The organism is Klebsiella sp. 141203 (assembly GCF_032601985.1).
GTDB lineage: Bacteria > Pseudomonadota > Gammaproteobacteria > Enterobacterales > Enterobacteriaceae > Klebsiella > Klebsiella aerogenes.
In genome coordinates, this window is the sequence record NZ_JAQIRL010000004.1 from 69,696 (window position 1) to 90,744 (window position 21,049).

A 21,049-nucleotide genomic window follows, 5' to 3' on the forward strand; every position below is an offset into this window, starting at 1 on the left:
CTTCAGGCCGCGCGGCGGCCTGAATAAACAACTTGCTTGCCGTCAGGGAGCAAATGCGAATTCGCTGAATTCGCAGGTACTTACTCGCTTCTCAGAAGGAGAAAACACTATGCGTAACTACGATTTATCCCCACTGCTGCGTCAATGGATCGGTTTTGACAAACTGGCTAATGCCCTGCAAACCGCCGGTGAAAGCCAAACCTTCCCGCCCTATAACATCGAAAAAAGCGACGATAACCATTACCGCATTACCCTCGCGGTAGCCGGGTTCCGTCAGGAAGATTTGGATATTCAGCTGGAAGGTACGCGTCTGACTGTTAAAGGCACGCCGCAGGCCGCTGAAAAAGAGACTAAATGGCTGCACCAGGGGCTGGTGAATCAGGCCTTCAGCTTGAGTTTCACCCTCGCGGATAATATGGAAGTCTCCGGTGCCACCTTTACCAATGGCTTATTGCATATCGACTTAACCCGCCACGAGCCGGAAGTCGCCGCCCCGCAGCGTATCGCTATTAGCGAGCGCCCGGCGCTGAATAGTTAATTCAGCCACATCGCTTTCAAGCCCCGATAACTCGGGGCTTTTTTGTGCGCGGGACTACATACAGTATTCCCGCCTTCAGTCATAATCCCTGTTAATAATAATGTTATTCACAGGGAAAATAGTATGAGTGATATAGCATTGACCGTCAGCGTGTTGGCGCTGGTTGCGGTGGTGGGATTGTGGATCGGCAATGTCAAAATCCGCGGCGTTGGCTTTGGTATCGGCGGCGTGCTGTTTGGCGGCATTATCGTGGGCCACTTCGTGGATCAGGCAGGGATTACGCTGAGCAGCCCGATGCTGCATTTCATCCAGGAATTTGGCCTTATTCTCTTCGTTTATACCATCGGTATTCAGGTCGGTCCGGGCTTTTTTGCCTCGTTACGCGTCTCCGGGCTTAAGCTCAATCTGTTCGCGATCCTTATCGTCGTACTTGGCGGACTGGTGACGGCGATCCTGCATAAGCTGTTCAATATTCCGCTTCCGGTCGTTCTCGGCATCTTCTCTGGGGCGGTCACTAATACGCCCGCGCTTGGCGCCGGGCAGCAAATCCTGCGCGATCTTGGCCTGCCGTTTGATGTCGTCGATCAGATGGGGATGAGTTACGCGATGGCCTACCCGTTTGGTATCTGCGGCATTTTGCTGACCATGTGGCTGGTGCGGCTGTTCTTTCGCATTAATGTGGAAAAAGAGGCGCAGCAGTTTGATGAGAGCAGCGGTAACGGGCACGCTCATCTGCATACCATTAACGTGCGGGTGGAAAACCCGAATCTAAATAATATGGCGATTCAGGATGTGCCAATGCTCAACAGCGACAAAATTATCTGCTCGCGGTTGAAGCGCGATGAGCTATTGATGGTGCCGGCGCCGGGTACGCTTATCCAGCATGGCGATCTGCTGCACCTGGTCGGGCGGCCGGAAGATTTACACAACGCGCAGTTGGTGATTGGTAAAGAAGTGGCGACTTCGCTCTCAACGCGCGGTACCGATCTCAAAGTGGAACGCGTGGTGGTCACTAACGAGAAGGTATTAGGGAGGAAAATCCGCGATCTGCACTTTAAACAACGCTATGACGTAGTGATCTCGCGGCTTAATCGCGCCGGGGTGGAGCTGGTGGCCAGCAGCCATGCCAGCCTGCAGTTTGGCGATATTCTTAACCTGGTTGGACGTCCACAGGCCATTGACGCGGTGGCCAATGAACTCGGCAACGCGCAGCAAAAGCTGCAGCAGGTTCAAATGCTACCGGTGTTTATCGGCATTGGTCTCGGGGTCCTGCTGGGGTCTATTCCGCTGTTTATTCCCGGTTTCCCGGCGGCGTTGAAACTGGGGCTAGCCGGCGGGCCGCTGATTATGGCGCTGATCCTCGGGCGTATCGGCAGCATCGGCAAGCTGTACTGGTTTATGCCGCCGAGCGCCAACCTGGCGCTGCGCGAACTCGGTATCGTGCTGTTTCTGGCGGTGGTGGGGCTGAAGTCCGGCGGCGATTTTGTCGACACCCTGCTCCACGGCGAGGGGCTTAGCTGGATAGCCTACGGTATTTTCATCACCGCTATCCCGCTACTGACGGTGGGTATACTGGCGCGGATACTGGCGAAGATGAACTATCTGACCCTCTGCGGCATGCTGGCCGGCTCAATGACCGACCCGCCGGCGCTGGCCTTCGCCAACAATCTTCACGCCACCAGCGGCGCGGCGGCGCTCTCCTACGCCACGGTTTATCCGCTGGTGATGTTCCTGCGGATAATCACTCCTCAGCTACTGGCCGTGCTGTTCTGGGGGCTGAGTTAGCGAATTCCGAATACCGGTATCCATCGGGTGCCGGTTCTTCTCTCCTGTTCGTGATTTAGGCTATGCTGTGGCCTGTTTGCGTGACGAACAAGGACTGCTGATGAAAATTTCCCGCATTGGCGAAGCGCCGGATTACCGCTTTTCGCTGGCCAATGAACGCACCTTTCTGGCGTGGATCCGTACGGCGCTCGGCTTTCTCGCCGCGGGCGTCGGGCTCGATCAGCTGGCGCCGGATTTTGCCACTCCGCTTATTCGCGAAGTGCTTGCGTTGCTACTATGCCTGTTTGCCGGCGGGCTGGCGGTGTACGGCTATCTGCGCTGGCTGAGCAACGAAAAGGCGATGCGCCTGAAGCAGGATCTCCCCTATACCCGTACGCTACTGGTGATTAGCGTCCTGCTGCTGGCGGTCGTGGCGGCGGTGATGCTGCTGGTGCTGTATGGCGGATAGACGCCGGGCGCGGCGGGAGAGCGATCCCGGTCTGCAGCCGGAGCGCACCTCGCTGGCGTGGTTTCGTACTCTGCTGGGCTACGGGGCGCTGATGGCGCTGGCGATTAAACATAACTGGCATAGCGCCGGGCTGGCGTTCTGGATATCGATTGGCGTACTGGCAGTGGTGGCGATCATTCTCTGGCGCTACACCCGTAGCCGCCATTTGATGGATGTCGGCGAGAGCGATTTTTTGCAGCCGGGAGCAGTTCGTGACAAATTTTTGATCTCCCTCGCAGTGCTTTCGCTGTCATTATTGTTTGCTGTAACGCATCTACGGCAGATCATTTTATTTCTTAAGGATGTGACATGACAGGATGTCGGACAGAATGCCACTCCCTCGCTCACAACGAACCGGCAGTGCAGGAGGTGAAAGTTTATCGCCACCATTGCCAGCAACCGCAGCAGCTATATCGGGAGCTACGCGCGCAGGGCGTGCGCGCCGTTCGTTTTATTCCGCAGCTCAGAGCGGAAGATGCCAATGCGTGGGGAAACTTCCTTTGCGCCATTTTCCATATCTGGGCGCGGGAAGATATTGGCCGCATAACGATTACGTTGTTTGAGGAAACTCTGCGTATCTGGTGCGGCGAACCGCTGCGCGAACAACGGCAGGTGGCCGCCAATAGCGCCTGTTTTGTCTGTGCGTGGCGGCGATTATGCGCAGACGACGACGATCCGCTCTGTGAAGGCTACCGCCAGTTCTATGTCGCCAGCGCTCCCTGTATGCGGGTTATGCGCGATCTGCGTAAACAGCAGCGGTCACCGGGCGAACTGATGCCGCTGCTGCGGGCGATTTAACGCCCCTTCGCCAGATACTGCGCCATCTCTTCTTCCGGCACCATACCGCCGCCGGTCGCCCATACCAGGTGGGTGGCGTGGCGTAGCTGTTCGTCGCTCAGTCCTTGTAGCTGATGATACGCTTTACTGGCGCAGACGCGCTGCGGTCCGGCCATCCCGGCCAGTGCGGACGGCTCAAGGCGAATGTTTTCCGCCGTTGCCAGCCAGCCCAGCATGTCGTACATCGTTTGATCGTCGAGGGTATACAGGCCGTCGAGCAGGCGTTCCATCGCCCGGCCAACGAAGCCGGAAGCGCGGCCGACCGCCAAACCATCGGCGGCGGTCAGGTTATCTATCCCCAAATCCTGCACCGCAATCTGGTCATGGAGCCCGGTGTAAATGCCGAGCAGCATGCATGGGGAATGGGTCGGTTCGGCGAACAGACAGTGAACGTGGTCGCCAAACGCCAGTTTCAGGCCGAATGCGACGCCGCCGGGGCCGCCGCCAACGCCGCATGGCAGATAGACAAACAGCGGGTGATCGGCATCGACCACGCGTCCTGACCGGGCAAACTGCGCTTTCAGGCGTTCGCCGGCCACGGCATAGCCGAGGAACAGCGTGCGCGAGTTTTCATCGTCGATGAAAAAGCAGTTCGGGTCGGATTCCGCCGCCTTGCGCCCCTGTTCGACCGCCACGCCGTAATCTTCTTCATACTCAACGACCGTTACGCCGTGGCTGCGCAGTTTGGCTTTTTTCCATGCGCGGGCATCGGCAGACATATGTACCGTGACCTTAAAACCAATGCGCGCGCTCATGATGCCGATCGACATACCGAGGTTGCCGGTAGAACCAACGGCGATGCTGTACTGGCTGAAGAACTGCTTGAATTCTGGTGTCAGCAATTTGCGATAATCATCTGAGGTGGTGAGCAGCCCGGCTTCCAGCGCCAGCTTTTCCGCATGGGTCAGCACTTCATAAATGCCGCCGCGCGCCTTAATGGAGCCCGAAATCGGCAGGTGGCTATCTTTTTTCAGTAACAGTTCGCCGTGAATCGGCTGGTTGAATTGTTGCTCGAGGAGGCGTTTCATTGCCGGAATGGCAACCACTTCTGATTCGATAATCCCGCCGGTGGCGGCCGTTTCCGGGAAGGCTTCCGCCAGATACGGCGCGAAGCGCTGAAGGCGTTCGTGAGCGTCTTTTACATCTTCGGCGGTCAGGCCGACATAGGGCAACCCTTGCGCCAGCGTCGTGGTCGCCGGGTTAAACCAGGTGGTTTCTTTCAGAGCGATCAGCTCCTGCACAAGCGGGAAAGTCGCGGTTAATTGGGTCAGTTCAGCGTTTTTCATATTACGTCTCGTTCGCTTAGATGATGAAAGAAAGCAGGAAGGTGGCGGCGAGTGCAAGTAAAGAAGCGATAAATGTCGCCGTCGTATAATACTTGAACGTTTCGCTGAGGCTTGCGCCACAGTATTGTTTCACCAGCCAGAACAGGGAATCCGTTACGATCGTGCAGCCAATCGCGCCGGAACCGATGGCAATAGCGATGATCTCCGGACTTACACCGGGATATAGCGGCAGCATCGGCGCGACGATAGCGGTGGCGCCCATCATGGCCACGGTAGCGGAGCCGACGGCGGCGTGAAGGATCAGGGCCACCAGCCAGGCCAGCAGAATCGGATGCATATGCAGATTCGAGAGGATCACCGCCAGGCTATCGGCCAGGCCGCTGGATTTCAAAATCGCGTTGAACGCGCCGCCCGCGCCAATAATCAGCAGAATATTAGCAATCGATCCGAAACCATTTTCAGTATGGGTCAGCAGGACGCCCATCCCCATCTGCCGACGAATACCAAGAATGTAATAAGCGACAAAGACGGCAATAAACATCGCGGTGATGGGGTTGCCGATAAACTCCAGCAGCATATACAGCGTGCCGCCTTTAGCCATATTCAATTCAGCGACGGTTTTCACCAGCATCAGCCCAATCGGCAGCAGCACGGTAAATAGCGTAGCGCCGAGCGAGGGCAGCGTCGATTCTTCGCGTACTTCAAGGTTAGAAAACTCGGTCGGCACCGGTTTAAACGGCAGGCGGTTGCCGAGCAGCTTGAGGAACAATGGGCCGCCTACCAGCGAGGCAATCAGGCCAACCAGCAGGCCGTAGACGATGACCGTGCCGATATCCGCGCCGAGTTTATTCGCCACGAACAGCGCGGCCGGATGCGGCGGCACCACGCAATGCACCGCCATCAGCGCGGTACACAGGGGGATGGCCAGCTTCAGCAGCGAGGTATTGGTTTTTTTGGCAATGGAGAAGGCTAGCGGGATCAGCAGCACCACGCCAACCTCAACAAACAGCGTAATGCCGCAGATCAGGCCAACCAGCACCATGATCACGTCTGCCGACAACCAGCGACAGCGCTGCAGCGCCAGGCCGATGCGCTCCGCCGCGCCGGAGACTTCCATCATCTTCCCGAGGATGGTACCGAGACCGATCACCGCCGCCAGGAAGCCAAGCGTACCGCCAATACCGCTCTCAATGGCGTTGACCATATCAAGCGGCCCCATGCCCATCATCGCGCCGACGAAAAAGCTTGCCAGCAGGAGCGCCAGAAACGGATGAAACTTCAGTTTGACGATCGTTAAAACGATTAGCACGATACTGATAAACAGCGTGCCTACCACCCAGATTTGAGATTCCATATCCCACCTCGCCGTAAATAACGTGTGGTTATTGAACAGAAAAGCGACATAGGCTGACAAACGATATAAATCGCTTTTCAGATGAGCCAAATTGATGCAAATACGTGATTTGGTTCTTAAATAGCCCGTTAAATGTGTGTTGAGTCACTTTTATTCATCTTTCAGGCGCGCTCCGGCTGCGTTTTTTTTACACTTACCGGCAAAGAAAAGGCGGGGAATCGTGATGGATGTAATGAAAGAGATAGGTAATCGCCTGCTGAACGGCTGGCAGTTGTCAAAGCTGTATACCTTTGAAGTTGCGGCTCGCCATGAGTCCTTTGCACTGGCGGCGGAAGAGCTGTCGCTGACCCCGAGCGCCGTTAGCCATCGCATCAACCAGTTGGAAGAAGAGCTGGGTATTCAGCTATTTATACGTTCGCACCGCAAGGTGGAGTTGACGCGCGAGGGGCGGCGGGTATTCTGGGCGTTGAAATCCTCGCTGGATAGCCTTAATCAGGAGATTCTGGATATTAAAAATCAGGAGCTCTCCGGCACGCTGACGGTGTACTCGCGCCCGTCGATCGCCCAATGCTGGCTGGTGCCGGCGCTGGGCGATTTCACCCGCCGCTACCCATCCATCTCGCTGACTGTGCTCACCGGCAACGATAACGTCAATCTACAGCGTGCGGGTATCGATCTGGCGATCTATTTTGATGATGCGCCGTCATCACAGCTAAGCCATCATTTTCTGATGGATGAAGCGATCGTGCCGGTATGTACGCCGAAATACGCGCAGCAGCAGCAGATAATCCGCAATCCAGGCAATCTGCGCTACTGCACGTTACTACATGACCGTCAGGCATGGAGCAATGATTCCGGTACCGATGAGTGGTTCAGTTGGGCGCAGCAATTTGCAATTGAATTGCCGCAATCATCGGGTATCGGCTTCGATCGTTCTGATTTAGCGGTGATTGCGGCGATGAATCACGTCGGAGTAGCGATGGGGCGTAAACGGCTGGTGCAGAAGCGGTTAGAAAGCGGGGAGCTTATCGCGCCGTTCGGCGAGATGACGCTAAAGTGTCACCAGCATTACTATGTGACGACCCTGCCGGGCCGTCAGTGGCCGAAAATCGACGCTTTTATTGAATGGCTGCACAGCCTGACATAAGGCAAAAGCCGCTATCCGGGGAGCGCCAGCGGCGCTTATACCGGCTGCTGGTGGCTGGTAAAGCGCGAGGCCAGAGGCAGCCAGCACAGCAGAATCAACAGCCCCATTAACATCATTAGCAGGCCGAGGCTGCTTTGCCCCGTTTGCGGCATCATAGCCGACAGCCAGGCCAGCACGCCGGAGCCGATATTCTGCAAGCCGCCAACCAGCGCGCCAGCGGTACCGGCGAGGAACGGAAATGGCTCCATCGCGCCGCTTGTAGCCAGAGGGAACAACATACCCGCGCCGAAGAAGAACAGCGCCGCAGGCACCAGCAGTGTCCAGACGGTCATAACGCCGAATAGCCCCGGCAACCACATCATAACTCCCGCCAGCAGGCAGCAGATAACCGACTGCCACATCAGCGTTGAGAAGCGTTTATTCGGACGGCCAGCGAACCACGCGCCGAAGAACGCCGCCGGGATCGGCAGAATAAACAGAATGCTGACCGCCATACTGCTCAGGCCGAGGACCGCGCCCATCAGCACGCCGGAACAGGCTTCGAACACCGCAATCCCGGCCAACCCGCCCACCAGCATCAGCAGGTAACAGTTAAAGGCGCCGGTACCGAACAGCGTTTTGTAGCTGGCCAGTAGTTTCGTCCGCGGCGCGCCTTGCGGGCGCGTTTCCGGCATCCATTTCGCCATGCTGAAGGTTACGCCCGCGCACAGCACTAGCAGGAAGGCGTAACAGGCACGCCAGTTCCACAGGGTATCAAGGATACCGCCGAGCAGCGGCGCAATCAGCGGGCTGACCAATATTCCCATATTTAACAAACTGTTGGCGTGGCGCAGCTGCGCGCCTTCGTAAAGATCGCGCGGCAGGGTTCGCGCCATCACGCCGCCGACGCCGGTGCCCATCCCCTGCATGGCGCTGGCGGCGATCAATACCGGCAGGCTATGGGTGGTGATGGCAACCAGCGTTGCCAGCATAAAAATAGACATCCCGACAAGGATCACCGGGCGGCGGCCCACGCGGTCGGAGAGCGGGCCGTAGAACAGCTGGGAAATGCCGTACGTCAGGAGGTAGGCCGCCATTACGCTTTGTACCGCCCCTTCACGGACGTTAAGCGATACCGCCATGTCGGCGATAGCCGGAATATAAATGGTCTGCGCCATCTGGCCAACGGCCACCAGCAGTACCAGCATCAACAACAAATTGAAGTTCTTATGCCGTTTCATGTCGATGAATACTTCGTGAGCAATGAGAAATGGAGAATATGTGACTGGCACACTCCTTAAACGATGGAGGAATCTACCACAATAAAATGACAGAACAACTACATAGCACCGATTGTTGGGGAAAATTCAGGCAGGTTTTGTAAACAGGATCGGCAACTAATGTTGCCATTTTAATCTATGAGAGACGCAGCAGGATTGCTCCGGCGGCAATACCGCAGGCGGCAACGATGCGCAGCGCTACCACTTGTTCCTTCAGGACGATAAATGCGATCAGCGCGCCGAACAGAATGGAGGTTTCGCGCAGCGCGGCGACCACCGCCAGCGGCGCCTGAGTCATCGCCCATAGCGCCAGGCCGTAGGATCCCATGGTGCCGACGCCGCCGAGGATGCCCTTTTTCCAGTGCTGGCGTAAATAACGGCTGGCTTCGCGCCGCCGTGCCGCCATGGCCCAGCACAGCAGGCAGCAACCGTTCATAAAAAAGGTCCACAGGGTATAGCCGAGCGCCGATCCCGCCAGCCGTACCCCGGTGCCGTCTACCAGCGTATAGCCCGCGATAAAACAGGCGTTGATCAGCGCCAGCATGATGCCTTTACGGGAACTGACGCGGCCGTTAAAGGCCATCGCCAGAATCGCCAGGCAGATGACGCCAATACCCAACCAGGCCAACGGCGATAAGCGATCGCCGAGAAATATCACGCTGATAGCCGCGACCAGCAGCGGCGCGGTGCCGCGCATTAGCGGATAGGTCTGGCTCATATCCGACACCTGATAGGTCTTCGCCACCAGTACCGTATACACCACCTGCAACGCACATGACGCCACCAGATAGGGGGCGCTGGCCAGCGTCGGCTGCGGCGCGAAGGGGAGCATCACCAGGGCGATCAGCGAGGCCGACCCGCTGACGCTTATCGCCGCGTACATTTTATCGCCGCTGGCTTTGACGATAGCGTTCCAGCTGGCGTGCAGCAGTGCGGCGAAAAGCAAAATGCAGAATACGGTGATGGTCATCGCAGGCAGATTCAGCAGTTAAGGTCAGCGGACTGTAACATGCGCCCGCTGCGCCAACCAGCCGCGCTTACAGCGAGCAGAACAGGCGATGCGTAACCCGAGGCTCATCGTATACCGGGCGGAAACCAAAGCGTTCATAAAAGGGCCAGGCCTGCGCCGGGGCATGAGTGTTAAGGAAATCGAACCAGGCGCCGGAATGCGTGATGACTGAGAGCAGCAGCTGCTGGCCAATTCCCTGGCGGCGATGGCTATCGCGAATATAGAGATGGCGAATGCGCCCGGCCCGCGGCTGCTGGCTGAAGGGGTCGACGTTCAGACCGCAGACCCCAACCAACTGGCCACGGACAAACGCGCCCAGCAGCTTTTCACCAGGGGCGTTAAAGCGGTTTTTGCCGCTTTGCCAGTTTTCCGCCAGACGGCGCAGCATATTGAAATGCTGTTCAAGGCTTTCGGTGCGCAGCGCGACGAACCCCGGATCCTCCGGCGTCGTTGCGGCAATTAATAGCGGTGGCATGGTTCCTCCATCAAGTCTTCCCGGAACGCCCGAAGGACGCCTGTAGGGGGGCGGTTTCCCGCCCCCCTCAGGTGCGACTTGAACCTGAATCAGCGGAACTGTTTCAGGACTGCATCAAGTAGTTGCAACACAGCAACCATGAGTTTCAGGATTAAAATAATAATATCCATTCCGCCCATACGCGCGTCTCCTGTGGTTAAGGAGCACAATAAGCTGACGTACCTTTCCGCTGCCTGTTGCCAGCTTATCCCTGTTCTCACAGGGGTTGCGCAGTGGTGGCCGCACGGGCCGGACACGACGCATTGTTGACGTAACACAGTGTGCTCTCTCGGGGTTAAGGCACTGACGGCACCACCCGTTTCAGCCAGGACTTCGTTGCGCCGGTCAAACTTGCGGCCCCCGAATGGCACAAAGTGAACACATCCAGTATAGATAAATACTGTATGTATGAACAGTATTTTTTGGACAAATTCGCACCCGTCGTACATACTCTATGACAGAGAAATTTCGACCTTAAATTGCGCGAATTGCAGCGATCGCGTATACTTTTGTCGTTGACGTAATACAGTGTGCTTACGGCTACCACCCGTAAAAATGCTGATAAAAACCTCGCTCCGGCGGGGTTTTTTGTTTTCTGCCGCTGATGTCGCAAATTGTGATCTTTCGCGCAAATTCTCGTGGATGAAAATAAATCCATTGTGAAAACGCAAAACCTGTGTTTGTATAAATTCAGCTTATTTTTCGACACAACAGGTCCCTAATGAACGCTGCCATGATGACTTCGACCCTACTAAAAACCGCGCCTGCCGCGGTGGTCGTCGTGTCTGTGGTGGTCGTCGTCGGCAATGCGCCGTAGGGTCCGGAACAACACGAATTCCAAACCCCGCCGGCGCAAACCGAGCGGGGTTTTTTGTTGGCGAGCCCCCCGGTAAAGTCGGCCCAGAATAAAAGGACTGGAGCATGGCAAGTTCGGGCACCACATCAAACACAATGCGCTTTACCGGCGCGCAGCTGGTTGTTCATTTACTGGAACGCCAGGGTATTACTATGGTCAGCGGTATTCCGGGCGGCTCCATCCTGCCCATCTACGATGCCTTGAGCCAAAGCACGCAGATCCGCCACATCCTGGCGCGCCACGAGCAGGGGGCGGGTTTTATCGCTCAGGGGATGGCGCGTACCGAAGGTAAACCGGCGGTCTGCATGGCCTGTAGCGGCCCTGGCGCCACCAACCTGATTACCGCCATCGCCGATGCCCGCCTCGATTCTATTCCGCTGGTCTGCATCACCGGCCAGGTTCCGGCCTCAATGATCGGCACCGATGCCTTCCAGGAAGTCGATACCTACGGCATTTCTATCCCCATCACCAAGCATAACTACCTGGTGCGCGATATCGCCGAGCTGCCGCAGGTGATGAGCGACGCCTTCCGTATTGCCCAGTCCGGGCGTCCCGGGCCGGTGTGGATAGATATTCCTAAGGATGTGCAGTCGGCAACCATTGAACTGGAAACGCTCCCAGAGCCCGGCGAGCGCGCCCCGGCACCGGCATTCGCGCCTGAAAGCGTGCGTGAAGCGGCGGCAATGATCAATGCGGCGAAACGCCCGGTACTGTATCTGGGGGGCGGCGTAATTAACGCGCCGCAGCCGATTCGTGAACTGGCGGAAAAAGCCAACCTGCCGACCACTATGACCTTAATGGCGCTGGGTATGCTGCCGAAGGCGCATCCTTTGTCGCTGGGCATGCTGGGGATGCACGGCGCGCGCAGCACTAACTTTATTCTGCAAGAGGCTGATTTACTGATTGTTTTAGGCGCGCGTTTTGATGACCGGGCGATTGGCAAGACCGAGCAGTTCTGCCCGAACGCGAAGATTATTCACGTCGATATCGACCGCTCTGAGCTTGGCAAAATTAAGCAACCGCACGTAGCGATTCAGGGCGATGTGGCGGAGGTCTTAGCCCAGCTTATTCCGCAGATTGAGGCGCAGCCGCGTGATGAGTGGCGCCAACTGGTGGCTGATTTACAAAAAGAATTCCCCTGCGCCATCCCGCAGGAAAGCGATCCGCTCTCCCATTACGGCCTGATTAACGCCGTGGCCGCCTGCGTTGATGATGAGGCGATCATCACCACCGATGTGGGTCAGCATCAGATGTGGACGGCGCAGGCCTATCCGCTCAACCGTCCGCGCCAGTGGCTGACTTCCGGCGGTCTCGGCACCATGGGCTTCGGCCTGCCGGCGGCCATCGGCGCGGCGCTGGCCAATCCGCAACGTAAGGTTATTTGTTTCTCCGGTGACGGCAGCCTGATGATGAATATTCAGGAGATGGCCACCGCCGCCGAAAATCAGCTGGATGTAAAAATTATCCTGATGAACAACGAAGCGCTGGGGCTGGTGCATCAGCAGCAGAGCCTGTTCTATCAGCAGGGCGTCTTCGCCGCGACCTATCCGGGGATGATTAACTTTATGCAGATAGCTGCCGGTTTTGGTCTGCAAACCTGTGATTTAAATAACGAATCCGATCCGCAGGCGGCGCTGCAGGCGATTATCGACCGCCCAGGTCCGGCGTTGATCCACGTGCGTATCGACGCGCAGCAAAAAGTGTATCCGATGGTACCGCCGGGTGCGGCCAATACTGAGATGGTGGGGGAATAAGCCATGCAAAAGCAACACGATAACGTCATTCTGGAACTCACCGTCCGCAACCACCCAGGTGTGATGACCCACGTCTGCGGGCTATTTGCCCGCCGCGCGTTTAACGTTGAAGGTATTCTCTGCTTGCCGATTCAGGGCAGCGAGCACAGCCGCATCTGGCTGCTGGTAAATGATGACCAGCGACTGGGGCAGATGATTAGTCAGATTGAAAAGTTGGAAGATGTCACCAATGTGGCGCGTAACCAGTCCGATCCCACCATGTTTAACAAAATTGCGGTGTTCTTCGAATAGTGCTCAAGGCTTGAACGGTAAGGTGCTTATGGTTAAGGTAAGCGCCTTTGCCGGATGGCGCTGCGCTTATCCGGCCTACAGGAAGTGAATCCGTAGGCCGAATAAGGCGTTTACGCCGCCATCCGGCGCTTTCAGGCACCAGGAAACACCATGACTACCATCGCCCTTATTGACGATCATTTGATTGTCCGCTCCGGTTTTGCTCAGCTACTGGGGCTGGAAGCTGATTTTCAGGTTGTCGCTGAATTCGGCTGTGGACGCGAGGCGCTGGCGGGGCTACCGGGGCGCGGTGTACAGGTTTGTATCTGCGATATCTCAATGCCGGATATTTCCGGGCTGGAGCTGTTAAGCCAGCTGCCTAAGGGGATGGCGACCATCATGCTGTCGGTGCACGATAGCCCGGCGCTGATCGAGCAGGCGCTGAACGCCGGCGCGCGCGGCTTCCTGTCGAAACGCTGCAGTCCGGATGAACTGATCGCCGCGGTCCGCACCGTGGCGGCGGGCGGTTGCTATCTCACGCCGGATATCGCCATGAAGCTGGCCGCCGGGCGCCAGGATCCGCTCACCAAACGCGAGCGCCAGGTGGCGGAAAAACTGGCGCAGGGTATGGCGGTGAAAGAGATCGCCGCTGAGCTCGGTCTGTCGCCGAAAACCGTTCACGTTCATCGCGCCAACCTGCTGGAAAAACTGGGCGTCAGCAACGACGTCGAGCTGGCGCGCCGCATGTTCGATAGCTGGCAATGAACACCGTCGTTTCACGATTGCTGTCGGTGATCGGCTGCGCCTTTATCTTCTCAGCCGCCTGGTTCTGCCTGTGGAGTATCAGTCTGCATCTGGTGGAACGCGCGGATTTAGCGGTGTTGCTGTTTCCCTTTGGCCTGCGTTTAGGGCTGATGCTGCAATGCCCGCGTGGCTACTGGCCGGTGCTGCTGGGAGCCGAGTGGCTGCTTATCTTCTGGCTGGCTCAGGAAGTGGCGCTGGCGCACCCGATAATATTGATGACCGGAAGTCTGCTGACCCTGCTGCCGGTGGCATTGATTTCACGCTATCGCCAGCAGCGAGACTGGTTGACATTGTTGCGCCAGGGCGGGGCGCTGATCGCCGCCTCGCTGCTGCAATCGCTGCCGTGGCTGGCGCAAGAAGGCAGTGAGGGACTGACCGCGCTGTTGTTGACGCTGACCGGCGGCCTGACGCTGGCGCCGACCTGCCTGGTTATCTGGCATTATCTGACCAGTACCGTCTGGCGGCCGCTGGGGCCGTCGCTGGTGTCGCAGCCGGTTAACTGGCGTGGCCGGCATCTGATCTGGTACCTGCTGCTGTTTACCGTCAGCCTGTGGCTACAGCTCGGGTTGCCCGCCGAACTCTCCCGCTTTACCCCTTTTTGTCTGGCGCTGCCGATTATCGCTCTCGCCTGGCACTACGGCTGGCAGGGGGCGCTGATCGCCACCCTGATGAACGCCATTGCGCTGATTGCCAGCCAGACCTGGCACGATCACCCGGTTGATTTATTGCTTTCACTGCTGGCGCAGAGCCTGACCGGACTGCTGCTGGGCGCGGGGATCCAGCGATTGCGCGAGCTTAACCTGTCGCTACAGAACGAGCTGGCGCGTAATCGGCGGCTGGCGGAACGCCTGCTGGAAACGGAAGAGAGCGTGCGGCGTGACGTGGCGCGCGAGCTCCACGATGATATTGGCCAGACTATCACGGCAATTCGCACCCAGGCAGGGATCGTGCAGCGTCTGGCGCCAAACAACGCCAGCGTACGGCAGAGCGGCCAGTTGATAGAACAGCTGTCGCTGGGGGTTTACGACTCTGTGCGAAGACTGCTTGGTCGTCTGCGTCCGCGCCAGCTTGACGATCTGCCGCTTGAACAGGCGGTACGTTCGTTGATGCGTGAAATGGAACTGGAAGACCGCGGTATCGTCAGTCATCTCGAATGGCGGATTAACGAGGCGGGGCTGAGCGAAAACCAGCGCGTGACGCTGTTTCGCGTTTGCCAGGAGGGACTGAATAATATCGTCAAGCACGCCAGCGCCAGCGCCGTCACCCTCCAGGGCTGGCAGCAGGATGGGCGATTGATGCTGGTGCTGGAAGATGACGGCTGCGGCCTGCCGCCGGGGTCGAATCTGCAGGGGTTCGGCCTGACCGGCATGCGTGAGCGCGTGACAGCGCTGGGCGGTACGTTAACTATCTCCTGCACACACGGTACCCGCGTGTGCGTCAATTTACCGCTGCGTTACGTCTGAGAGGAGCGCCGATGTTTGCCTTTTTAAAAGCGCCGCCGGACGCCGCGCCGATTAGCGATAAACGCGAGCTGGACGAGCGTTATCGTTACTGGCGTCGCCATATCCTGCTTACCATCTGGCTTGGTTACGCGCTGTTTTATTTCACCCGCAAAAGCTTTAATGCCGCGGTGCCTGAAATTCTGGCCAGCAATGTACTGACTCGTAGCGATATTGGCCTACTGGCCACGCTGTTTTACATCACTTACGGGCTGTCGAAATTTTTCTCCGGTATCGTCAGCGACCGCTCCGACGCCCGCTATTTTATGGGGCTGGGGCTGATTGCCACCGGGGTGGTTAATATCCTGTTCGGTTTTTCTACTTCGCTATGGGCCTTCGCGCTGCTGTGGGCGCTGAATGCCTTCTTCCAGGGCTGGGGCTCGCCGGTGTGCGCCCGGCTGCTGACGGCCTGGTATTCGCGGACCGAACGCGGCGGCTGGTGGGCGCTGTGGAATACCGCGCATAACGTCGGCGGCGCGCTGATCCCAATGGTCGTGGGGGCGGCGGCGCTGCATTACGGCTGGCGAATGGGGATGACGATTGCCGGCTGTCTGGCGATCCTCGCCGGACTGTATCTGTGCTGGCGGCTGCGCGATCGCCCGCAGGCGGTGGGGTTACCCGCCGTAGGCGACTGGCGTCACGATGCGCTGGAAATCGCCCAGCAGCAGGAAGGCGCAGGGCTGACGCGTAAAGAGATACTGACCCGCTACGTGCTGGCCAATCCCTATATCTGGCTGTTATCGCTGTGCTATGTGCTGGTGTACGTGGTGCGGGCGGCGATTAACGACTGGGGCAATCTGTATATGTCGGAGACGCTTGGCGTCGATCTGGTGACCGCTAACTCGGCGGTGACCATGTTTGAGCTGGGCGGTTTTATCGGCGCGCTGGTGGCGGGGTGGGGCTCGGATAAGCTGTTTAACGGCAATCGCGGGCCGATGAACCTGATCTTCGCCGCCGGAATTTTGCTGTCGGTTGGCGGGCTGTGGCTGATGCCGTTCGCCAGCTACGTCATGCAGGCGGCCTGCTTCTTCACCACCGGGTTCTTCGTTTTCGGCCCGCAGATGCTGATCGGTATGGCGGCGGCGGAATGTTCGCATAAAGAAGCCGCCGGGGCGGCAACCGGGTTTGTCGGCCTGTTCGCTTATCTTGGCGCCTCGCTTTCCGGCTGGCCGCTGGCGCAGGTGATGGATATCTGGCACTGGACCGGATTCTTCGTGGTGATTGCGATTGCCGCCGGCATTTCCGCGCTGCTGCTGCTGCCGTTTTTAAACGCGCAGGCGCCGCGTACCGCCAGCGAAGCGTGATGTAGCTCACCCTTTCGCTGCGAACGGGGCAAAACTAAGAAATTTTCCCGGTTTTACCTGGAAGCCGTCTCAGGCCAGACGGCGCGCTGGTTTTTACAATGCCTGGTTATTACGCAGGCATAAAAAATCAGCTCAGGAGATACCCATGCTGGCCTTTCTGAATCAGGTGCGCAAGCCGACCCTGGATCTGCCGCTCGACGTGCGGCGCAAAATGTGGTTCAAACCTTTCATGCAGTCCTATCTGGTGGTCTTCATCGGCTACCTGACCATGTACCTGATCCGCAAAAACTTTAACATCGCGCAGAACGACATGATCTCCACTTACGGGTTGAGCATGACGCAACTGGGGATGATTGGCCTGGGCTTTTCCATTACCTACGGTGTGGGCAAGACGCTGGTCTCTTATTATGCCGACGGTAAAAATACCAAGCAGTTCCTGCCGTTTATGCTGATCCTCTCCGCCATCTGTATGCTGGGCTTTAGCGCCAGCATGGGGGCGGGTTCAACCAGCCTGTTCCTGATGATCGCCTTCTATGCGCTGAGCGGCTTCTTCCAGAGCACCGGCGGCTCGTGCAGCTATTCCACCATCACCAAGTGGACGCCCAGACGCAAACGCGGCACCTTCCTCGGCTTCTGGAATATCTCCCACAACCTCGGCGGCGCGGGCGCGGCGGGCGTGGCGCTGTTTGGCGCCAACTATCTGTTCGACGGCCACGTGATCGGCATGTTTATCTTCCCGTCGATTATTGCGCTGATCGTCGGCTTTATTGGCCTGCGTTACGGTAGCGACTCTCCGGAATCCTACGGCCTTGGCACGGCGGAAGAGCTGTTTGGCGAAGCGATTAGCGAAGAGGACAAAGAAACCGAAGAAAATGCGATGACCAAGTGGCAGATCTTTGTTGAGTACGTGCTGAAAAACAAAGTGATCTGGCTGCTGTGCTTCTCCAACATCTTCCTCTACGTGGTGCGTATCGGTATCGATCAGTGGTCCACCGTGTATGCTTTCCAGGCGCTGAAGCTGTCTAAAGAGGTGGCGATTCAGGGCTTTACCCTGTTTGAAGTCGGCGCGCTGGTTGGCACGCTACTGTGGGGCTGGTTGTCGGACTTGGCCAACGGCCGCCGCGCGCTGGTGGCCTGCGTCGCGTTGGCGCTGATTATCGCCACCCTCGGGGTTTACCAACATGCCAGCAACCAGTACGTCTATCTGGCCTCGTTGTTTGCGCTGGGCTTCCTGGTGTTTGGTCCGCAGCTGTTGATCGGCGTCGCTGCCGTCGGCTTTGTGCCGAAAAAAGCGATCGGCGCTGCCGATGGAATCAAGGGCACCTTCGCCTATCTGATCGGCGATAGCTTCGCCAAACTGGGTCTCGGGATGATCGCCGACGGCACGCCGGTCTTCGGCCTGACCGGCTGGGCCGGCACCTTTGCGGCGCTGGACGCCGCCGCCATCGGCTGTATCTGCCTGATGGCCATCGTGGCTATCTTCGAAGAGCGTAAAATTCGCCGCGAGAAAAAGAATCGAGTTTTGCAGACTGCCTGATTCACCAGGTATTTGGTAACCTTGCCCGGCCATTGCGCCGGGCTTTTTTATTTCTTGCGTAATATGCCAGGTCCGACAGTCGACAGCAGGCAAATTCCCATTATGATAGTGAGGCCGCGATTGGATGAGAGGATGCATGATCTGGATAGGACTGGCCACCCTGGTAGTGGTATTTGTTGTGGGATTTCGGGTGCTTACCTCTGATTCACGCCGCGCGATTCGCCGCCTGAGCGAACGCCTTGGCATTACGCCTGTTCCGTTGGAATCGATGATCGATCAGCTGGGAAAAACCGCCGGTAATGAGTATTTGCGTTACCTGGAGCGGCCCAATGAAGCACATCTGCAGAACGCCGCGCAGGTGCTGCTTATCTGGCAGGTCGCGATTGTCGACGCCAGCGAGAAAAACCTGCACTACTGGTATCGCCTGATGCAAAAAGCGCGATTAGCGGCGCCGATTACCGACGCGCAGATCCGCCTGGCGCAAGGTTTTCTGCGCGAACTGGACCCGGATGTGAGCGATTTACATAACCTACAGCAGCGCTATAACGATCTGTTTCTCCCGGAAGACGGCGTGCACTGGTTGCACTGATCTCATTGTTATCCGGCCTGTGGTTTACGCACTCGTCACTTGTAGGCCGGATAAGCGTAAGCGCCATCCGGCAGAATGACGAGGTCTGTATTCTCAGGCTACGCTTTTGTATTACGTTATGAAAAGCGAGAAGAGTTGCGAAAACGTTAAGTACGTCACATACAAAATGTTACACTGCGCAGCTTTCCGCCACTTTCTTCGCAGGTAACTCATGAGTCATTCAAATGAAGCCAAACCCCATGCAAGCGATCTCGCGCGGCCAAACTGGTCGGCGGTCTTCGCGGTTGCTTTCTGCGTCGCCTGCCTGATTACCGTCGAGTTTTTGCCGGTTAGTCTGCTGACGCCGATGGCGCTGGATTTAGGCATCTCCGAAGGGATGGCCGGGCAATCGGTGACGACGACGGCATTCGTCGCGATGTTTTCCAGCCTGTTTATCACCACGGTTATCGGCAAAACCGATCGCCGCTACGTGGTTATCCTGTTTTCGCTGCTGCTGACCCTTTCTTGCCTGCTGGTCTCGTTTGCCGATAGTTTCACCCTGCTGCTGCTGGGACGCGCCTGTTTGGGTCTGGCGCTCGGCGGTTTCTGGGCGATGTCGGCATCGCTGACCATGCGTCTGGTGCCGATGCGCGTGGTACCGAAAGCGCTATCGATTATCTTCGGCGCGGTATCAATCGCGCTGGTGATCGCCGCCCCATTGGGCAGTTTCCTTGGCGGGCTTATCGGCTGGCGCAACGTCTTTAACGGCGCGGCGGTGATGGGCGTGCTGTGTACGCTCTGGGTGCTGAAAGCGCTGCCGTCGCTGCCGGGTGAATCGGCGGCTCAGCAGCAAAATATGTTTGGTCTGCTGAAGCGTCCGGGGGTGATGGCCGGGATGTGCGCCATTTTCATGGCCTTTGCCGGACAGTTCGCCTTCTTTACCTATATTCGCCCGGTTTACATGACCCTCGCCGGTTTTGACGTCGACGGCCTGACGCTGGTGCTGCTGAGCTTTGGTATCGCCAGCTTTATCGGCACCTCGCTCTCCTCGGTGGTGCTGAAGCGCTCGGTCAAAGCGGCGCTGGCGATTTCGCCGCTGGTGCTGACCGCCTGCGCGGCGGCGTTGGTACTGTGGGGAGAAAGCAAAATTGTCGCCTCGACGGTGGCGATTATCTGGGGCTTCGCGTTTGCGCTAATCCCGGTGGGGTGGTCAACGTGGATCACCCGTTCTCTCTCCGATCAGGCGGAAAAAGCCGGGTCGATTCAGGTGGCGGTGATCCAGCTTGCCAACACCTGCGGCGCCGCGGTCGGCGGCGTTGCGCTCGACCACTTAGGGCTGTTGTCGCCGCTGGTGTTGTCAGGAATGTTAATGCTGTTTACCGGCCTGCTGGTGACGACCAAAGTGAAGGTGAATTAACCCGCTTACGGCCGCTCGCCTTTTGCCAGCCGGGCGTTGATGTCGGCAATCACTTCCGGCAGATCCGCCAGGGTATCAACCACATAGTGAGCCCCGGCGGCATACAGTTTGCCTGCCGCCCGCTCGCGACGGGTGGCGATTTCCTCTTTCGACATCGCCTGGTACTCCTCCCAGGTAGCGCCGAATTCGTTACCGGACACCGCGAGGCCGACGCTCCACATCCCGGCATGTAACCCTTCGCTGATGCCCGGTGCGGCGTCATCGACCTTCACGCAGTGGGCCACATCGTCTATGCCCAGGGTAATCACGTTCTGCAGCGCCATCCACGGGCCCGGTCGACCGCCGACGGCAAGGTCATCGGTAGCGACCCAGTGGTCCGGGGCGTAGCCATGGGCGGCGGCGGCCGGTACCAGCTTTTCCATCACCGGCCGCGGATAACCCGAGCAGGAGCCGATCTTCAGGCCCTCGGCGCGCAGCGCGGCGAGGGTGTCGACAACGCCGGCAATCGGTGCGGAAAAATCGACAACCTTAGCGATTTGCAGCGGCATAAACGCGGCGTAGATCGCATCGATATCGGCGGCAGTCATCGCGCGGCCGAATTTGGCCTGCCAGCGGCTATCGACAGCAGGGAGTTTGCCCAGCGCTTCAATGTGCTGCCACTTGCCAAGCCCCATCGGCACGCGGGCCTCTTCAAGGGTGATCTCAATATCGAAAGCCTGGCGGAAGGCCTCGACGAAAATTTGCGTCGGGGCGAAAGAGCCGAAGTCTACGGTGGTGCCTGCCCAGTCAAGGATCAGTGCGCTAATACGGTTCATGGCGGTTCC

The 21,049-nt window shown here is 57.9% G+C and carries 22 protein-coding genes and 1 pseudogene; 15 read left to right on the plus strand and 8 right to left on the minus strand.

Going from position 1 to position 21,049, the window contains the following annotated elements; all coding sequences use genetic code 11:
* Positions 1 to 109 precede the first annotated feature (109 nt).
* From ibpB to PGR29_RS16815, 5 genes are all read left to right on the plus strand, one after another.
* Positions 110 to 538 carry a small heat shock chaperone IbpB gene (gene ibpB, locus PGR29_RS16795; RefSeq protein WP_015369047.1) on the plus strand — a complete coding sequence of 143 codons (429 nt, stop codon included), beginning with the start codon at positions 110 to 112 and terminating at the stop codon, positions 536 to 538.
* 123 nt (positions 539 to 661) lie between these two features.
* Positions 662 to 2,323 carry a putative transporter gene (locus PGR29_RS16800; RefSeq protein ID WP_316424955.1) on the plus strand — a complete coding sequence of 554 codons (1,662 nt, stop codon included), beginning with the start codon at positions 662 to 664 and terminating at the stop codon, positions 2,321 to 2,323.
* A 100-nt stretch (positions 2,324 to 2,423) separates the two neighbouring features.
* The gene (locus PGR29_RS16805; RefSeq protein ID WP_015369053.1) at positions 2,424 to 2,771 is read left to right on the plus strand and encodes a YidH family protein; all 348 of its coding nucleotides are present in this window, start codon (positions 2,424 to 2,426) and stop codon (positions 2,769 to 2,771) included.
* Positions 2,761 to 3,123, plus strand: a complete 363-nt coding sequence (locus tag PGR29_RS16810; protein ID WP_271032432.1) for a DUF202 domain-containing protein — start codon at positions 2,761 to 2,763, stop codon at positions 3,121 to 3,123. The genes PGR29_RS16805 and PGR29_RS16810 overlap by 11 nt, the downstream gene beginning before the upstream one ends.
* The gene (locus PGR29_RS16815) at positions 3,120 to 3,608 is read left to right on the plus strand and encodes a regulator (protein WP_316424957.1); all 489 of its coding nucleotides are present in this window, start codon (positions 3,120 to 3,122) and stop codon (positions 3,606 to 3,608) included. Before PGR29_RS16810 ends, PGR29_RS16815 begins: the two co-directional genes overlap by 4 nt.
* On the opposite strand, the gene dsdA is transcribed toward PGR29_RS16815, so the two are convergent.
* Entirely contained in the window at positions 3,605 to 4,933 is a 1,329-nt protein-coding gene (gene dsdA / locus PGR29_RS16820) for a D-serine ammonia-lyase (RefSeq protein ID WP_316424959.1), read from the minus strand. The two genes, PGR29_RS16815 and dsdA, sit on opposite strands and share 4 nt — an antisense overlap.
* Before the next feature lie 16 nt (positions 4,934 to 4,949).
* Complete coding sequence (gene dsdX, locus PGR29_RS16825; protein WP_045389052.1) at positions 4,950 to 6,287, minus strand: D-serine transporter DsdX; 1,338 nt, start codon at positions 6,285 to 6,287, stop codon at positions 4,950 to 4,952.
* 223 nt (positions 6,288 to 6,510) lie between these two features.
* Here dsdX and dsdC point away from each other — a divergent pair, with 223 nt between their 5' ends.
* A complete protein-coding gene (gene dsdC / locus PGR29_RS16830) occupies positions 6,511 to 7,434 on the plus strand; it encodes a DNA-binding transcriptional regulator DsdC (RefSeq protein ID WP_213794868.1) in 924 nt (307 codons plus the stop codon).
* 35 nt (positions 7,435 to 7,469) lie between these two features.
* On the opposite strand, the gene emrD is transcribed toward dsdC, so the two are convergent.
* From emrD to PGR29_RS16855, 5 genes and pseudogenes are all read right to left on the minus strand, one after another.
* Positions 7,470 to 8,654 carry a multidrug efflux MFS transporter EmrD gene (gene emrD, locus PGR29_RS16835; protein ID WP_047044642.1) on the minus strand — a complete coding sequence of 395 codons (1,185 nt, stop codon included), beginning with the start codon at positions 8,652 to 8,654 and terminating at the stop codon, positions 7,470 to 7,472.
* A 175-nt stretch (positions 8,655 to 8,829) separates the two neighbouring features.
* Complete coding sequence (locus PGR29_RS16840) at positions 8,830 to 9,663, minus strand: DMT family transporter (protein ID WP_047046121.1); 834 nt, start codon at positions 9,661 to 9,663, stop codon at positions 8,830 to 8,832.
* A gap of 67 nt (positions 9,664 to 9,730) precedes the next feature.
* Positions 9,731 to 10,177 (minus strand): GNAT family N-acetyltransferase, encoded by a 447-nt coding sequence (locus tag PGR29_RS16845; RefSeq protein WP_087858886.1) that lies wholly within the window; start codon positions 10,175 to 10,177, stop codon positions 9,731 to 9,733.
* Positions 10,178 to 10,266: 89 nt separating this feature from the next.
* Positions 10,267 to 10,386 (minus strand): type I toxin-antitoxin system toxin TisB, encoded by a 120-nt coding sequence (gene tisB, locus PGR29_RS16850; protein WP_004145059.1) that lies wholly within the window; start codon positions 10,384 to 10,386, stop codon positions 10,267 to 10,269.
* A gap of 370 nt (positions 10,387 to 10,756) precedes the next feature.
* Positions 10,757 to 10,925: pseudogene (locus PGR29_RS16855) on the minus strand (hypothetical protein).
* Between the two features lie 12 nt (positions 10,926 to 10,937).
* On the opposite strand from PGR29_RS16855, the gene ivbL reads away from it, so the two are divergent.
* The 9 genes from ivbL to nepI all read left to right on the plus strand — a co-directional run bounded on the left by ivbL (position 10,938) and on the right by nepI (position 20,225).
* Complete coding sequence (gene ivbL / locus PGR29_RS16860; RefSeq protein ID WP_016162016.1) at positions 10,938 to 11,033, plus strand: ilvB operon leader peptide IvbL; 96 nt, start codon at positions 10,938 to 10,940, stop codon at positions 11,031 to 11,033.
* A 104-nt stretch (positions 11,034 to 11,137) separates the two neighbouring features.
* Positions 11,138 to 12,826 (plus strand): acetolactate synthase large subunit, encoded by a 1,689-nt coding sequence (gene ilvB / locus PGR29_RS16865; RefSeq protein WP_316424964.1) that lies wholly within the window; start codon positions 11,138 to 11,140, stop codon positions 12,824 to 12,826.
* Positions 12,827 to 12,829: 3 nt separating this feature from the next.
* Complete coding sequence (ilvN, locus tag PGR29_RS16870) at positions 12,830 to 13,117, plus strand: acetolactate synthase small subunit (protein WP_016162014.1); 288 nt, start codon at positions 12,830 to 12,832, stop codon at positions 13,115 to 13,117.
* A 150-nt stretch (positions 13,118 to 13,267) separates the two neighbouring features.
* Positions 13,268 to 13,861 (plus strand): transcriptional regulator UhpA, encoded by a 594-nt coding sequence (gene uhpA, locus PGR29_RS16875; protein WP_015369064.1) that lies wholly within the window; start codon positions 13,268 to 13,270, stop codon positions 13,859 to 13,861.
* A gap of 17 nt (positions 13,862 to 13,878) precedes the next feature.
* Entirely contained in the window at positions 13,879 to 15,363 is a 1,485-nt protein-coding gene (gene uhpB / locus PGR29_RS16880; RefSeq protein WP_213317703.1) for a signal transduction histidine-protein kinase/phosphatase UhpB, read from the plus strand.
* An 11-nt stretch (positions 15,364 to 15,374) separates the two neighbouring features.
* Entirely contained in the window at positions 15,375 to 16,703 is a 1,329-nt protein-coding gene (locus PGR29_RS16885) for an MFS transporter (protein WP_015369066.1), read from the plus strand.
* Between the two features lie 145 nt (positions 16,704 to 16,848).
* Complete coding sequence (gene uhpT, locus PGR29_RS16890) at positions 16,849 to 18,240, plus strand: hexose-6-phosphate:phosphate antiporter (protein WP_316424967.1); 1,392 nt, start codon at positions 16,849 to 16,851, stop codon at positions 18,238 to 18,240.
* A 136-nt stretch (positions 18,241 to 18,376) separates the two neighbouring features.
* Entirely contained in the window at positions 18,377 to 18,829 is a 453-nt protein-coding gene (locus PGR29_RS16895; RefSeq protein WP_004901545.1) for a DUF1198 family protein, read from the plus strand.
* Between the two features lie 211 nt (positions 18,830 to 19,040).
* Positions 19,041 to 20,225: a purine ribonucleoside efflux pump NepI gene (gene nepI, locus PGR29_RS16900; protein ID WP_316424969.1), complete on the plus strand. Its 1,185-nt coding sequence runs from the start codon at positions 19,041 to 19,043 to the stop codon at positions 20,223 to 20,225.
* Between the two features lie 5 nt (positions 20,226 to 20,230).
* Here nepI and phnX read toward each other — a convergent pair whose 3' ends face one another.
* Positions 20,231 to 21,040 (minus strand): phosphonoacetaldehyde hydrolase, encoded by an 810-nt coding sequence (gene phnX / locus PGR29_RS16905; RefSeq protein ID WP_032715343.1) that lies wholly within the window; start codon positions 21,038 to 21,040, stop codon positions 20,231 to 20,233.
* Positions 21,041 to 21,049 lie beyond the last annotated feature (9 nt).